At 46.4% G+C, this 14,644-nt stretch carries 15 protein-coding genes; all 15 read right to left on the bottom strand.

Features of this window, described 5'->3' with window-relative positions; genetic code table 11:
* Positions 1–24 precede the first annotated feature (24 nt).
* A complete protein-coding gene (locus tag B5771_RS11690) occupies positions 25–1,335 on the bottom strand; it encodes a dihydroorotase (RefSeq protein WP_088187654.1) in 1,311 nt (436 codons plus the stop codon).
* Complete coding sequence (locus tag B5771_RS11695; RefSeq protein ID WP_088187655.1) at positions 1,322–2,257, bottom strand: aspartate carbamoyltransferase catalytic subunit; 936 nt, start codon at positions 2,255–2,257, stop codon at positions 1,322–1,324. The genes B5771_RS11690 and B5771_RS11695 overlap by 14 nt, the downstream gene beginning before the upstream one ends.
* Before the next feature lie 220 nt (positions 2,258–2,477).
* A complete protein-coding gene (gene pyrR, locus B5771_RS11700; RefSeq protein ID WP_047810929.1) occupies positions 2,478–3,023 on the bottom strand; it encodes a bifunctional pyr operon transcriptional regulator/uracil phosphoribosyltransferase PyrR in 546 nt (181 codons plus the stop codon).
* A gap of 163 nt (positions 3,024–3,186) precedes the next feature.
* Positions 3,187–4,227: an RluA family pseudouridine synthase gene (locus B5771_RS11705; RefSeq protein WP_088187656.1), complete on the bottom strand. Its 1,041-nt coding sequence runs from the start codon at positions 4,225–4,227 to the stop codon at positions 3,187–3,189.
* Positions 4,228–4,444: 217 nt separating this feature from the next.
* Complete coding sequence (lspA, locus tag B5771_RS11710; protein ID WP_088187657.1) at positions 4,445–4,930, bottom strand: signal peptidase II; 486 nt, start codon at positions 4,928–4,930, stop codon at positions 4,445–4,447.
* A 79-nt stretch (positions 4,931–5,009) separates the two neighbouring features.
* A complete protein-coding gene (locus B5771_RS11715) occupies positions 5,010–5,684 on the bottom strand; it encodes a TraR/DksA C4-type zinc finger protein (RefSeq protein ID WP_088187658.1) in 675 nt (224 codons plus the stop codon).
* A 355-nt stretch (positions 5,685–6,039) separates the two neighbouring features.
* Entirely contained in the window at positions 6,040–6,618 is a 579-nt protein-coding gene (locus B5771_RS11720) for a phosphate propanoyltransferase (RefSeq protein ID WP_088187659.1), read from the bottom strand.
* 177 nt (positions 6,619–6,795) lie between these two features.
* A complete protein-coding gene (locus B5771_RS11725; RefSeq protein ID WP_088187660.1) occupies positions 6,796–7,608 on the bottom strand; it encodes a lipoate--protein ligase family protein in 813 nt (270 codons plus the stop codon).
* 4 nt (positions 7,609–7,612) lie between these two features.
* The gene (locus B5771_RS11730; protein ID WP_088187661.1) at positions 7,613–8,584 is read right to left on the bottom strand and encodes a radical SAM protein; all 972 of its coding nucleotides are present in this window, start codon (positions 8,582–8,584) and stop codon (positions 7,613–7,615) included.
* Positions 8,581–9,462, bottom strand: a complete 882-nt coding sequence (locus B5771_RS11735; RefSeq protein WP_088187662.1) for a radical SAM protein — start codon at positions 9,460–9,462, stop codon at positions 8,581–8,583. Before B5771_RS11735 ends, B5771_RS11730 begins: the two co-directional genes overlap by 4 nt.
* A gap of 338 nt (positions 9,463–9,800) precedes the next feature.
* Complete coding sequence (locus B5771_RS24320; protein WP_172408254.1) at positions 9,801–10,103, bottom strand: hypothetical protein; 303 nt, start codon at positions 10,101–10,103, stop codon at positions 9,801–9,803.
* 29 nt (positions 10,104–10,132) lie between these two features.
* The gene (gcvPB, locus tag B5771_RS11740; RefSeq protein ID WP_088187663.1) at positions 10,133–11,593 is read right to left on the bottom strand and encodes an aminomethyl-transferring glycine dehydrogenase subunit GcvPB; all 1,461 of its coding nucleotides are present in this window, start codon (positions 11,591–11,593) and stop codon (positions 10,133–10,135) included.
* The gene (gcvPA, locus tag B5771_RS11745) at positions 11,590–12,930 is read right to left on the bottom strand and encodes an aminomethyl-transferring glycine dehydrogenase subunit GcvPA (protein WP_088187664.1); all 1,341 of its coding nucleotides are present in this window, start codon (positions 12,928–12,930) and stop codon (positions 11,590–11,592) included. The genes gcvPB and gcvPA overlap by 4 nt, the downstream gene beginning before the upstream one ends.
* A 1-nt stretch (position 12,931) precedes the next feature.
* Positions 12,932–13,318 (bottom strand): glycine cleavage system protein GcvH, encoded by a 387-nt coding sequence (gene gcvH, locus B5771_RS11750; RefSeq protein WP_088187665.1) that lies wholly within the window; start codon positions 13,316–13,318, stop codon positions 12,932–12,934.
* A gap of 37 nt (positions 13,319–13,355) precedes the next feature.
* Entirely contained in the window at positions 13,356–14,450 is a 1,095-nt protein-coding gene (gene gcvT, locus B5771_RS11755; protein ID WP_088187666.1) for a glycine cleavage system aminomethyltransferase GcvT, read from the bottom strand.
* Between the last annotated feature and the right edge of the window lie 194 nt (positions 14,451–14,644).

The following is a 14,644-nucleotide window of genomic DNA, read 5'->3' on the forward strand; positions in this document are numbered from 1 at the left end:
TTCTAAACAATGTCTCTCCAACAATTAAAGAAGCATGCGGTTTTTCTGGACTAACCGTCCCTCCACCCAGACCATCACCGGAAAACCTTGCAGAGTTTTTCCCAAAAACGGTGTATTCCTGGCTTTGGATACTAAATTACTCGGCTCGATAACTTCTTTATAGCCCGGATCAAAAAGGACCATATCTGCCGGAGTCCCCGGTTTGAGCGTTCCTCCCTTTAACCCAAAGCGCTTAGCCGGAGAATAACTCCAGGCCTCAATGACCCGCTCCCAGGAAAGTTTCCCAGTGAGCACCAGGTACTGATAGACAGCACTCAGAGCCGTTTCCAAGCTGGCAATACCAAAGGGAGCTTCGGCAAAAGGACGCGCTTTTTCTGCCTGGGTATGCGGGGCATGGTCTGTCGCAATCATATCGATAGTTCCATCCTGAAGCCCTTCAATAAGTGCTGCCCGGTCTTCTTGGGAAGCCAGCGGCGGATTAACCTTAAGGGCAGTATCTGTAAGATGAACATCTTCGTCACAGAATATCAGATGGTGAGGATTAACTTCCGCAGTGACATTCACGCCCCGTGATTTTGCCCTTCGAATCAGCTCCACGCTTTCCGCTGTGGAAATATGCGCTAAATGGAGTTTTCCGCCTGTTTCTTCTGTTAAAATCAAGTCTCGGGCAACAATGACACTTTCGGCGCTGGCCGGGATTCCTTTGAGTCCCATGCGCCCTGAAGCCGTTCCTCTGCGCATAAGTCCGTCTCCGGCTAAATAGTTGTCTTCACAATGACTGATGATCGGCAGTCCCGTTAATTTAACATATTCTAAGGCCAGCCTCATAACTTCCGCATTCTGAATATTTTTCCCGTCATCCGAAAAGGCAACAACTCCGCCTTCTTTCATATCCGCCATCTCAACAAGTTCTTCGCCTTGCATCCCTTTAGTTACAGTGCCAATGGGCAGAACATGAGCATATCCGGCTCGTTCGCCTTGAAGCCGTACAAACTCTGCCAGAGCCCGCTTGTCAATAACCGGTTGTGTGTTGGCCATAGCTAAAATCGTCGTGAACCCTCCACGCACGGCAGCGCGAGAACCGCTTAAGATATCCTCTTTGTCTTCCTGCCCCGGTTCACGCAAATGAGTATGGACATCGATTAAGCCTGGGAAAAGGAACTTGCCCTGCCCGTTAATTGTCTCTATAGCTTCGCCCTGTGCTTTAAATTGGGCCTCTTCATCAGTCAGGGACGAAGAAATTGCCAGGATTTTTCCTTCTTTAACAAGAACACTCTGCGCACTTGCTAGTTTTTGACTAGGATCAACAACCCATACATCTTTAAGCCACAACATTAGCGGACCCTCCAATCAAGAGATAGATTAAGGCCATACGAATGGCCACACCGTTTGTCACCTGACGCTCAATTAAGGCCTGAGTACTGTCTGCCACCTCATCGGAAATTTCCACACCGCGGTTCATCGGACCGGGATGCATAACCACGCTTTGTTTTCCGGTCTTCTTTAAGCGTTCACTCGTTAAACCATAAAGATGGCTGTATTCCCGCAGGCTGGGAAACAGTCCGCTTTTTTGCCGTTCCAATTGTAAACGCAGAGCCATCACCACATCGGCGCCCGGCAAAACACTATCCAAATCATGAGTCAGTTTAACCCCCAAGCCCCCCATCTCCGCCGGTGCTAAAGTCGGAGGACCCACCAAGGTAACATTGACTCCAAGTTTTTTCAGGCCCCAGGCATTGCTCCGGGCCACACGAGAATGTAAAACGTCCCCAACAATAACCACATTTTTCCCTTCCAGGTCTCCCAGCTTTTCCTCCATCGTAAAAATATCCAGTAAAGCTTGGGTCGGATGTTCATGTTGACCATCTCCCGCGTTAATAACCCCTGCCTCAAGAATATCCGCCAAAAAGCTTGCCGACCCCGAACTTGAGTGTCTGAGAATGACTAAATCAGCGCGCATGGCCTGAATAGTTTTGGCAGTATCGTACAAGCTTTCTCCTTTGCTCACACTGCTTTGAGCCACAGCAATGCTTGTCGTATCCGCGCCTAAGACTTTAGCCGCCATTTCGAAGGACGTTCTTGTCCTTGTACTGGCTTCATAAAAAAGATTGACAACGGATTTTCCCTTAAGTGTCGGCAGTTTTTTAATGGGCCGCATCAAAATCCCCTTCATCACTTTTGCTGTCTGCAAAATCTGGCGAATTTCTTCCACATCCATCTCTTCTAACCCAAGAACGTCTTTACGCTGCAATTTCATCGTAACCCTCCTAATAATGCTGTCACTTTTTGGTATCCCCTACGCTGCAAATTTTATCCAAAAACTAGATTGAGACTGAAAAGTCAAAAGTCCTCTCCCAAGAAGGGAGAGGACTAAAACAGGCACAGCCAAAAATCCTACTCGCCCCTTGCCCATCTCTCTGGATGGTATTTAAAGGGTTAGGTCATATTTCGTTAGTTATTCACTTGTTAACTTACAATTAAACCCGTTCCAGGAGAAGTACCTCTTCTGCTTCATCAACTTCCTGCAAACAAACTGCGACGATTTCCCGGCGAGACGTAGGCAAGTTTTTGCCGACATAATCTGCGCGAATAGGAAGTTCCCGATGCCCGCGATCAACTAAGACAGCAAGCTGAATCCGCTCCGGCCGACCTAAATCCATGGTGGCATCTAAAGCAGCACGGGCAGTACGTCCGGTATACAAAACATCGTCAATCAGTATTACCGTTTTCCCTTCAATACTCACCGGGACATCTGTTTCATGGACAACCGGCTGAACATCAATCGTACTCAAATCATCCCGATATAGTGTTATATCCAAAATCCCCAGGGGTAACTGTACTCCTTCAAATTCCAGGATATACTTTTGGATACGCTCTGCTAAAGGTACACCCCGGCGCCGAATCCCCACTAAAATTAGTTTATCCGTTCCTTTATTTTTCTCCACAATTTCATGGGCAATCCTGATAACCGCCCGCCGAATTCCATCAGCATCCAATATCTTGCTTTTAACCGTTCCCTCCAAAGTATCCGTCTCCTTCCTTCTGGAGTAACTTTAGAACACAGATCAGAGTGACAAAACAAATAGGACTGTCTCCCAAGCAGACAGTCCTTAACTTACTTCCGTCTGCCTTCCCAAGCCTCACAGGACTTCATTTAAAGGCCATTCAACTGTCATTAAGTTTACTTTAGGTTGACCGAAATGTCAATCCTTCCTGCAAACACTTAAGGAGATTAGAGAACACTTCAGGCACCGGAACGTCAAACCTCATCCATTCTCCGCTCCGGGGATGTTTAAAGCCTAAATGGGCCGCATGGAGAAGCTGGCCCTTTAGCCCGAACCTGTTTTTCGCAGGTCCGTAAACAGGATCCCCTAAAACGGGATGCTTCAGATAATTCATATGTACACGGATCTGATGAGTCCTGCCGGTTTCCAGATGTACTTCTATGTAGGTCGTATCCGGATAACGTTCCAGAACTTTGTAATGAGTGACAGCAGTTTTAGAATGATTCATAACAACAGCCATGCGCTTGCGATCCGACGGATCGCGTCCGATAGGCGCATCAACAGTACCTGAAGGTTCATGGATCACCCCATGCACCAAGGCTAAATAGATTCGTTCCATACTGTGTACTTTAAGTTGAGCAGCTAAGTTTTGGTGAGCATCATCATTTTTAGCCACTACTAAAATCCCTGAAGTATCCTTATCAATTCGGTGTACAATTCCAGGCCTTAAAACCCCGTTAATTCCTGAGAGATTATGACAGTGACCTAACAAAGCGTTCACAAGAGTGCCTGTCCAAGCACCGGGCGCTGGATGAACTACCATACCCTGCGGCTTGTTAACGACTAAGACATCCTGGTCCTCATAAAGGATATCTAAAGGAATATCCTCTGGCTCTGCCGTGGCCGGACGAGGCTTTGGCATTGACACTTGAACTCTGTCACCTTTGCGGACTTTATAATTTCCCTTTTTAATCTGCCCATTAACTTTAACGTATTCCTTGGCAATCAGATCTTGGACAAAGGACCTGCTCTTTCCTAAGACATGGGTCACTCCAACATCAAGTCGAATTCCTTCCGAAACTTCAAATTCTAAGCTTTCAATTTCGGCAGAACTATCTTCCAGTCCCAACTCAATCTCGTTAATTTCTTCGTTAAAGTCTTCATCAAGCTGTTCTGAGCCAACTACTTTTTTTGTTTCCACACCTAATTCTAACCATCCCATATTAAAATTCTATCATCTGCGTTCATTCTTGAATATTCGCTTTTAATGACTATATTTACCGATATTCTTTATCCGGTTTTTAAGACTCCCACTTTTATGAGTAGAGATGGGTCCTTCGTTAACTTCAGGTGGGGTAGAGTCCTCCTTCGCCGCTAAGTATTCCTATTGGGAAAGGCGGCCCCAACTTCTGTATGCAGGAGTGGTTCTCATAGGATAATTATTCCTGTGTATTGCTGGGTTTGAGATCCTGATCAGGAGTTTTGGGAACTTTCTCGTCCAGATATAACTTAAGCATCAGGAGTCCAACGCCAACAACGATCATACTATCAGCAAAATTAAAAACATAGGGCCAAACTTGCACGTCGATATAATCGACAACGCGGCCAATCACAAGGCGGTCATATAAGTTACCAAGAGCCCCTCCGCCAATCAGGCCAATAGCCAACCGCAGAAGCGCTTCTTTTTGGGGAATTCGAAATTGACCATAAATTACCCCGCCCACAACCACAAGAGCTGTCACAACAAAAATCCAGGTGCGTCCAGCCATCAAGCCGAAGGCGGCCCCTGGATTAAGGACATAGGTAATATGAAATACCTTGGGAATGACTATCAGCGATTCGCCCGGCACAAAATTCTTCTGAATCAACACTTTTAAGAGACGATCAACGATCCATACGCCAATCATTGCAAACCAGACCAACAATCCTTTAACCCCCCTGTTCTTTCTCATCTTAACACAGGGTTTTAAGGAGAGCAAATTTTCCTTTTCGCCGGCAATTCATCTAAGTACGCCCGTGTTTCTCACTATAATGGATTGTATTGCCTCGCCCTTCCGGTTCTCGGCCGGTCTCAATGGTTTCTATAAATTCGCTGGCACCAATGACCTCATCAGAATCCTCATACAAATCATTGGGATCTGATATATCTCTATTCGTCCCTAAATCCTGAAGTGAATCAGACGTTCCATAACGGGCTACTGCCTGCCAAGCATCTTCACCATCAAATTCGACTCGGTCCGTCCCGTCATTAAACGTTCGGGAAAAGGGACGATTGAGAATTTCATCTTCGACAGGTTCACGATGCAATGAATGCTGCTCCTCTTTTTCTTCCTCACGACTGCATTGAGTACATACCGTCGTATAGGGCACAAGTTCAAGCCGTTCATAGGGAATCTCTTGACCGCAGCGTTCACAGACTCCATAGGTGCCTTTCTCAAAACGCTCTAAAGCTGCATCAATAGCTTCAATCCTATGTACAGAACGATCATGATAGGCAACGTCCTGCGAACGCTGATACACCTCTGTCGCCACGTCAGCTGGATGATTGTCCGCTACCGACAGTTCACCTAGGGACTCCCTCATATCCCCATTAATAAGTTCTGTTGCCATCTCCATTAAGCTTTGCTTTTCCGCGCGCAGCGTATCAATTAATTTTAGATAACGAGACCCATTATTCATCTCACTGCCCCTTTCCAATGCTCCAAGCAAGTTCCGTAAATTTTTAATCTCGTTTCGATAATCCTAGTGTTCCCACGCGCTGACTATTTACCCAAAAAACTTTAACATAGAGAAAACTTAGCTGCTACTCAAAGACACAGTTTTTGCACAATTTAACCCTTCTTGCAACCTCTGCCGAAAGCGGCAGGTTAGTCGCACTTATGCTAGAAGCCGAAAAAACCGTCTTCGACGCACTAACTCTTCTTGCAGTATACAACCGAAAGTTATGTTTTCTGATGTACAAAAAAAACTCCGCATCACACAATTGTGACGCGAAGTTCGTCATTTATCACAGAAACTTAAGAACCTCAAAAATCTAATCCAAAAGAACCTCCAATTGCATGCCATTGGCGAGACTGAAAGCATTTCCCTCATCTGTATCAATGTGCATATCCAAGGCATAATTTGGGCTGACACGGATAAGAACTTGGTCGAAAATTCCGCCTCGTACACCCGGAACCACAACCCGGACATGATCTCCATCCTTTAAGGAATATTTTTGAGCTTCTTCAGGTGTCATATGAATATGGCGAGCCGCAATAATAACCCCTTCGTCGAGATGAACTTTTCCCTTAGGGCCTTCAACATCGATTCCTGGCGTCCCTTCAAGCTTTCCAGAGTCCCGAACCGGAGGTTTAACTCCTAATTTAAAGGTGTCAGTGGCTGCTAATTCCACTTGAGATGCCTTTCTGGCCGGTCCTAAAACACGAATTCCCGGCATGGAACCTTTAGGACCAATAAGCGTCACCGTTTCTTCACAGGCAAACTGACCCGGTTGACTTAAATCTTTTGTTTTCGTCAACGTATGACCTGCACCAAAGAGTTCTTCAATATGTGCCTGGGACAAATGAATGTGTTTGTTGGAAATACCTACCGGAACCATAAAACTAGCCATTAGATTTATCACCCTCCATAGTTACTGCGAATGAAATCATAACATCTGCCCGAAAGAAATTTCCGGGTACGAAATTTCATTAAATAATAGTATACTCCTTTTCATCATAAAACGACACAAATCCAAGTATAAATCATAATTTAAATTTCTGTTAAGCAATTTCACCTGAGCCTGAGCCTAGCGTTTCTTATTCCAAGTATCAGAACGATATTTGGAACGTATTTCCTGCATTAAATATCGTTCAGTGTCTGTTAATTGACTTTGAATCAAATCAATCTCCATAACTCTACAAAATCCGCGGCAGATCTCTCGTTCCAATTCCTCTCGCCCAATAGGCTGAGGCCAGATTTCATCCAAAGCACAAGCTTTTCTTTTAAATCGTTGCAGTAAACGTTCCCTCAGCTCTGCATTGGGGAATTTCAGAAGCCGAAAGAGAAGATCGGCATCAAAATGGAGTAGGATCGACCCATGCTGCAAAAGCATCCCCTCTTTCCGCATCTGAGCGCTCCCCACCAATTTTCGGCCGTTGACAACAAGTTCATACCATGAAGGAGCATCGAAACAAGCCGCAGTAGTTGTTTCCTTCGCAACTCCGCCAACGGACATCTCTGCCGGAATCCTCAGGGCTTGAAATCCGGACAATAAGGCTTTGCTGATCTTCAAATAGGATTCCGTTACAGTCCCTGAAACATTCGGATCCTTTTCCGGGGCTATGACACTATAAGTCAGCTCATATTGGTGCAAAACCGCCCGCCCTCCAGTCGGTCTGCGCACAATGTCAATCCCTTCCTCCTGACAGGCCCTTTCATCAACCTCTCGCTCATAGCTTTGAGCATAACCAAGGGATAAGGCTGCCGGGTCCCAGCCATAAAAGCGAAGAACAGGCTGAGGATCAGTAGCCTGAACCATCGTCAGTAATAACGCCTCATCAATAGCCATATTTTCAGCTCCCGAGGCTGCAGCATAGGGCAGGTAACGCCACAAATCCATAGGATCACTCGCTTTCCTTTGATTTCTCCAAACCGTTCCGAACTTGAGCCCAAGCCCTTAACGCTTCATCTTGAGTCAGGGGCCTCGGATAATTATAGAGTTCTTGACCGGGCGTTTCGTTATAATACGGACGATTGCAGCCTGTACAACCCGAAGTTTGAAAAGGTATTCCCCCCCTTTTTTCTTTCAGCACATCGATAGAAATGCCATAGCTGATCAACTGTCCCTGTTCAAATGTAAAATCGTCCTTCCGCCCTAAGTGATTTCGGATGAGATCATGAGCAACCTGTATCCGACGATAATGAGACAACTGAGGTTGAGCGACTCCTTCCATTCGCGTCCCCCGTACAGGGGTAAAAGCAAAGAGCGCTGTGGTAACACCATGATCGCAGAGAGATTGCAGACAATGAATCATTTCCTCGTCATTTTCCCCTAAACCGACAATCAAATGAGTTGCTATATGACCAGGAAACATTTGAGCAGACCTGAAAAGCAGATCCCTTCGTTCTTGCCATGAACCATCTTTACTGCGGGCATAAATCTCAGGAGTTGCAGCATCTAAAGCAATGCTTACATGATCAACACCGAGATTCAAAAGTTCCTCAACCTCCTCGAGGCTTCGGGGACCTGCCGACACGCAGATTGGCAGTCCAGTTTCCGCTTGAACTGCTTTAACCCAATCCTTAGTCTCTTCTAGAGCTGCTTTATCCTGAACCACTTGAAAGCAAATTCGCTGCAGCCCATGATTGGCCTGGGAGACCCGCAATCCCTGGAGGAATACCTCATTGGCATAATCCGGCCAGCTAACCCTCGAGAGAAGATCTGCCCGAGCGCCACTCTCGCGGGCTTGTGCACAGAAAGCACAATTAAAACGGCAGTGTTCTCCGACCATCAGGTAGGCAGTTGTAGGTAAAACATCAACCCTAACCTTTTTTAAACCCAAGACTTTAGCCGTACCCAGAGAACATCGTATCATAAAGCACAACACTCCTCACCGTGTATAACCTTAAGGCCCAATTCTTCTGCTCTTCGCCGAGCTCCCGGGGTCGGCATAACTAAACGATTCAAACCCAAATCAACGGCGGCTTCATCCAGAACCTGCCGGTATTTTCCCTTAGGACGCATGCATCCCAAAACTAAAGGTATCTTAGAGAAACGGATCCTTGCCCTGGCCAAAAAGTCAATAACCTCCTCCACCGGCAGAGGCCGCCTATCGGCATAGCGTGTTCCCGGTGTCGGAATAAACACATTAAAAATCAACCCCCGAATATCCAGTTCGGAAAGCACTTCCAAAGCCGCCTCTTCCCCCTGCCACTCTCCCCCTTTCAGGCCTAATGTTACATGGGGCATCACCGGCACTACGTCCTGCAAGGCAAGAAAAACCCGACGGTAATCCTCCGGGCCAAAATCCAAGCCATACACTTCACGTATCGTTTCCCGATCCGCTACGAAGTCAAAAGAGATGACATCAGCCAAATCTTTAAGCAAAGGAACTTCCTCATCGCTTAATAATCCTACGTGAAAATTCAAACGAACATTTCTTTTAAGCCTGCGCAGAAATTCCAAATGTTCCGGGAAAGGGACCTTCCCCTCCCGTGTACACCCTCCACTGATAAGTGCACTGCGAAATGGATAACTCTGATTAAGAGCCCCATGAATTTGAATCTCTTCGACACTAGACATCCCCTTCAGGTAATGTCCGCCGCAATGAGCGCAATTAAGAGCACAGGAATGACCGGTAAGAGTGATGCTCTCCGTCTGAGTGGGAAAGTCAAAAAAGATCTCATCGTCAAAATTCGCCCGCCGCACCATTCCTGCCTGTTGAATAAGACTCACCCCATCATCATGCTCCATCTCTTCATCCTCACTTAAATTGAAACTTATCTCTGATGGTACCGTATTATAACTTAGATATCTACCCCGAAAAGACTATAGACTTATAGACCTCCAAGCAAGGCAAGCTTCGCCCACAAGAGTGAACTCATTGCATGGAGAGGCGGTAAAGCCCACAAAGGCTGCGCGGGGCAGCGGAGCCAGTAGTTCACATCAGGTACTGCCCGGAGGTTTGGTGGAGCTCCCGCGCGGCCGAGTAGGCGAGCCTTAGAATGCTGAGTGAACGGTGTGGGCGAAGATGCCTGACCCGAACAATCTTTCATCCTCTCTCAGATGGTACCGTATTACAACTTAGATAACTATCCCGAAAAGACTATGGACTTATAGACCTCTAAGCAAGGCAGCTTCGCCCACAAGAGTGAACTCATTGCATGGAGAGGCGGTAAAGCCCACAAAGGCTGCGCGGGGCAGCGGAGCCAGTGGTTCACATCAGGTACTGCCCAGAGGTTTGGTGGAGCTCCCGCGCGGCCGAGTGGGCGAGCCTCGGAATGCTGAGTGAACGGTGTGGGCGAAGCTGCCTGACCCAAACAATCATTCATTCTTCCAAAGGCAGATAATACATCTCCATGGCTGTGGAAAAAAGCCGCCCCAAAGAGCGGCATATTAAAAACCCTAGTTCTCAGGCAAAATGTTACTTCTTCCGATACCGCAAATCCGGCTTCCGCACCGCAGCCACCTCATCTAAACGAGTCACTAACGTAGTATGCGGAGCATTCTTGACCAAATCCGCATCTTCACGGGCTTCCTCAGCAATCTTAATGAGGACCCGGGCAAATTCATCGAGGGTTTCGGCGCTTTCCGTTTCGGTAGGCTCAATCATCATTGCCTCTTCAACAATCAATGGGAAATAAATCGTGGGCGGATGATAGCCATAATCCAATAAGCGTTTGGCAATATCTAAGGTGTGAACTCCCGTAGATTTCAGGGTCTTCGGCGTAATTACAAATTCATGCTTACAAGTACGATCGAAGGGGAGATAATAATGGTCTTTGAGCACTTGCATTAAATAATTGGCATTAAGCACTGCATTTTCAGACGCTGTCTTGAGCCCTTCTCCCCCCAAAGCCCGAATATAAGCGTAAGCCTTAACGAGCACCGAGAAATTAGCGTAAAATGAACGAACCCGGCCAATTGAAAGCGGCAGATCGTCCTCTAAGCCAAAGCTACCGTCATTCTTTCGAACCACAATAGGCTTGGGCAGGAAAGGCAGCAAAAATTCCTTCACTCCGACGGGACCGGCACCAGGTCCTCCGCCCCCGTGAGGCGTCGAAAAGGTCTTATGCAGATTAAGATGAACAACGTCAAACCCCATATCTCCGGGACGAGCAATACCCATGATGGCATTGGTATTGGCACCGTCATAGTACAATAAGCCGCCGACATCGTGAACAATCTTGGTGATTTCCAGAATATTTTCGTCAAACAGGCCAACGGTATTGGGGTTTGTCAACATTAGAGCAGCGACTTCATCGCTGGCAACTTTTCTTAGAGCCTCCAGATCTACGCCGCCGCGCTCAGTGGAAGGCACCTGAATGATCTCATAGCCGACCATAGCAGCCGTCGCCGGATTGGTTCCATGAGCTGAATCCGGAACGATGACCTTCGTACGTTTCCGATCCTGCCTATGTTCATGATAGGCTTTAACAATTAACATCCCCGTCATCTCTCCATGAGCGCCGGCTGCAGGCTGGAGAGTAAATCCATCCATTCCCGCCAGCTCACAAAGATCTTCCTGAAGCTCGGCCATGAGCTGCAAAGCCCCTTGAGTCAAGACCTCCGGCTGATAAGGATGGAGGGCCGAAAACCCGGAGAGCCGAGCCAAAGTTTCATTCACTTTGGGGTTATACTTCATTGTACAAGATCCCAGGGGATAAAATCCAGTATCTACTCCATGATTAAAGGTTGAAAGCCGAGTAAAATGCCGCACAACATCAACCTCGGACAATTCAGGAAGCTGAGGTTCCTGACGGGTAAGCATATGCTCGGGGATCATTGTCTCGACGGGGATTTCCGGAACATCACATTTTGGTAAACTGACTGCATTTCTGCCAGCAGCGCTGAGTTCAAAAATTAGCGGTTCTAATGCTTTCATTGGATTTCCCCCAATCTGGCCACAAGCCGATCAATGTCAGCTTTACATTTAGTCTCGGTCACACAGAAGAGAAGATGATGATCAAGTTCCGGGTAGAATCGCGCTAAATCCAATCCGCCAATGATTTGATCTTTGAGAAGAGCCTCATTGATTTTCGAGGGTTCCAATGCTGTCTTTACCACAAATTCGTGGAAGAAAGGCCGTTGAAAGGCTAAACTCATGCCTGGAAGCTTGACGATCTCCCGAGCGGCATAATGAGCATTTTGGAAATTCAAATTGGCCAATTCTGAAACTCCTTTTTTTCCCAAAGCGCTCAAATGCATGGTAAAGGCTAAGGCACAAAGGGCTTCATTGGAACAAATATTAGAAGTAGCCTTTTCTCTTCGAATATGCTGTTCGCGGGCCTGCAAGGTCAGAACATAACCTTTTCGCCCGTTTTTATCTGTCGTTGCTCCTACGATCCTTCCCGGCGTTCTCCGCACATACTTGTCTCGACACGCCAAAAAGCCTAAATAGGGACCACCAAAATTAAGAGGATTTCCAAAGGCCTGACCTTCCCCGACAACAATATCTGCCCCGCATTCTCCCGGAGTCTTCAGCAGACCTAAAGACACGGGATTAACAGCCATCACGGCAAGTGCCCCTTTTCCGTGAGCAGCGACGGTAATTTGTTCTGCCTCTTCTATATTGCCGAAAAAGTTTGGCGTCTGCACCAGAACGCCTGCTATACCTTCCTGAAGCTTAGCTTCTAAGGCTTCAAAGTCTGCTACTCCATCCTTGGACGGAATTTCGATCAGTTCTACCCCTCGCGGCGGCAAATATGTTTTGAGAACGTCACGATATTCCGGATGGACTGTCTCCATAACTAAAACTTTGTTTCTCTTTGTGGCATCACAGGTCATGAGTGCAGCCTCAGCTAAGGCCGAAGCGCCATCATACATGGAGGCATTTGCCACATCCATTCCCGTTAACTCACAGACCAACGTCTGATATTCATAGATAGCTTGAAGTGTCCCTTGCGAAATTTCCGGCTGATAGGGCGTATAAGCAGTATAGAATTCAGAACGAAGCAATAACTGATCTACAAAACTCGGGATATAATGTTCATAAGCACCAGCTCCCAAGTAAGAACTGTACTCTTCAACGGTCTTATTTTTAACAGCCAAGCCTTTGACATGTTTGACTAATTCTTGTTCTGACATTCCTCCGCGAATATTGAGAGAACGTTTTAAGCGAACTTCTTTGGGTACATCTGCAAAAAGGTCTTCGACGGACTCAACCCCAATACGGGCTAAGAGCCGTTCTTTTTGGCTGTCCGTATTTGGCACGAAGTTCATACTAGTGTTCCTCCTCAGCCACAAACTCCTCATACTCAGCAGCAGTCATTAAAGTATCCAAAGGGGACAAATCCTCTGCCTCAACTTTGATCAGCCAGCCATCTCCATAGGGATCACTATTTAACAATTCCGGTGAGTCGATCACTAAAGTATTTACTTCAACAACCTTACCGCTTACAGAAGCCGTGATATCTGAAACTGCCTTAACTGATTCAACAGTTCCATAGGATTCTCCTGCGGTTACCCTATCTCCTACTTCAGGCAGTTCAACGAAAACAACATCTCCCAGACTTTCCTGGGCATGATCAGTAATCCCAAACGTTACGCTATTCCCTTCTGCCTTCGCATATTCGTGTTCTTTGTTATACTTTAAATCTACTGGATTCATGATATCATCCTCCTCAATATTTTTGTTATTTTATCCGCTAGCTCCGTTTATAAAACAAACTGGGAATAATCTTTGCTTGAACAGCCTTTCCGCGAATCACCACGTCTACCGTTTCACCTAATACCGCTAAATCTGCTCGAATAAGACCTAAAGCAATATTTTTATCAAGAGTCGGGGAGTAGGATCCTGAAGTAACAAATCCGATCTCTTCCCCATTCTTTTGCAAGAGATAATGAGAACGGGCAATCCCCCGTCCGATCATTTCCAGACCAACAAGCTTACGCGGCACGCCTTGCTCCTTTTGCTTCAGGAGCACATCCCGGCCAATAAAATCCGACTTATCTAATTTGACAAAGATACCCAGTCCAGCTTCTAAAGGAGTAATGTTCTCCCCTAATTCATTGCCGTATAAGGGTAAGCGGGCTTCAAACCTTAAAGTATCCCGAGCACCTAAGCCAATGGGCTGTATCCCTTTTGCCGAACCGACTTCCAGAATCCTGCGCCACAATTGTCTGGCAGACTGAGGAGAGGCATATATCTCAAAACCATCTTCTCCCGTATATCCCGTGCGAGAAATCAGGCATCTGATATCGTCGACTTCTCCATAGCAAAAGGTATAATATTTTAAGGCCGACAAATTAACATTTGTCAATCCTTGGAGGATTTTTTCCGCTTGCGGCCCTTGCAAAGCCAACTGAGCATATTGGTCCGAGATATTCTCCACGGTGACCTGAAAATTGTCGACTTGCTCAAGAATCCAAGCAAAATCTTTTGCTGTATTGGATGCATTGACAACAAGCAAAAAATGCTCGGGAGTATGTTGATAGACCAATAAATCATCTACGATTCCGCCATCCGGATAGCACATGGGAGAATAAAGGATTTTTCCATCTTCCAGCTTACTGGCATCATTTGTAATTATCCTTTGTACAAAAGACAGCGCATCTTTTCCTTGAACATCGATTTCGCCCATATGGGAAACATCAAAAAGCCCTGCATTTTTGCGTACTGCCTGATGTTCCTCGATCACTCCGGAATACTGAACCGGCATTTCCCAGCCGCCAAAATCAATAAGTTTTGCTTTGGCCGCTTTATGTTCTTCGTAAAGTGGAGTTCGCTTCAGTTCTGCCATTTTGGCACCTCCTCAATTCTGTATAGTTTTAACTGAAAACTGAAACTTAACCTCTTCCATCGTAAAAAATTAACTAGCCGCCGTAGATACAAAAAAGGACAAAAAAAGATGCCTTTCGCATCTTCTCTGTCCTTTAACCTGAGAGATTCGCCGTCTTCCGGCTTCCCCTTTGGTGTTCCCTGTGAAGAGAAACT

Origin of the sequence: Desulfosporosinus sp. FKA (assembly GCF_002196785.1) — a bacterium.
GTDB classification, from domain to species: Bacteria; Bacillota; Desulfitobacteriia; order Desulfitobacteriales; family Desulfitobacteriaceae; genus Desulfosporosinus; species Desulfosporosinus acididurans.

Excerpts from the sequence above, each read along its gene's own strand:
- B5771_RS11730 (WP_088187661.1), bottom strand. The coding sequence starts at position 8,584 with ATGATACGATGTTCTCTGGGTACGGCTAAAGTCTTGGGTTTAAAAAAG.
- B5771_RS11690 (WP_088187654.1), bottom strand. The coding sequence starts at position 1,335 with ATGTTGTGGCTTAAAGATGTATGGGTTGTTGATCCTAGTCAAAAACTA.
- B5771_RS11735 (WP_088187662.1), bottom strand. The coding sequence starts at position 9,462 with ATGGAGCATGATGATGGGGTGAGTCTTATTCAACAGGCAGGAATGGTG.
- B5771_RS11705 (WP_088187656.1), bottom strand. The coding sequence starts at position 4,227 with ATGGGATGGTTAGAATTAGGTGTGGAAACAAAAAAAGTAGTTGGCTCA.
- gcvH (WP_088187665.1), bottom strand. The coding sequence starts at position 13,318 with ATGAATCCAGTAGATTTAAAGTATAACAAAGAACACGAATATGCGAAG.
- B5771_RS11695 (WP_088187655.1), bottom strand. The coding sequence starts at position 2,257 with ATGAAATTGCAGCGTAAAGACGTTCTTGGGTTAGAAGAGATGGATGTG.
- gcvT (WP_088187666.1), bottom strand. The coding sequence starts at position 14,450 with ATGGCAGAACTGAAGCGAACTCCACTTTACGAAGAACATAAAGCGGCC.
- B5771_RS11720 (WP_088187659.1), bottom strand. The coding sequence starts at position 6,618 with ATGGCTAGTTTTATGGTTCCGGTAGGTATTTCCAACAAACACATTCAT.
- B5771_RS11725 (WP_088187660.1), bottom strand. The coding sequence starts at position 7,608 with ATGGATTTGTGGCGTTACCTGCCCTATGCTGCAGCCTCGGGAGCTGAA.
- gcvPB (WP_088187663.1), bottom strand. The coding sequence starts at position 11,593 with ATGAAAGCATTAGAACCGCTAATTTTTGAACTCAGCGCTGCTGGCAGA.
- B5771_RS24320 (WP_172408254.1), bottom strand. The coding sequence starts at position 10,103 with ATGCCGCTCTTTGGGGCGGCTTTTTTCCACAGCCATGGAGATGTATTA.
- B5771_RS11715 (WP_088187658.1), bottom strand. The coding sequence starts at position 5,684 with ATGAATAATGGGTCTCGTTATCTAAAATTAATTGATACGCTGCGCGCG.
- gcvPA (WP_088187664.1), bottom strand. The coding sequence starts at position 12,930 with ATGAACTTCGTGCCAAATACGGACAGCCAAAAAGAACGGCTCTTAGCC.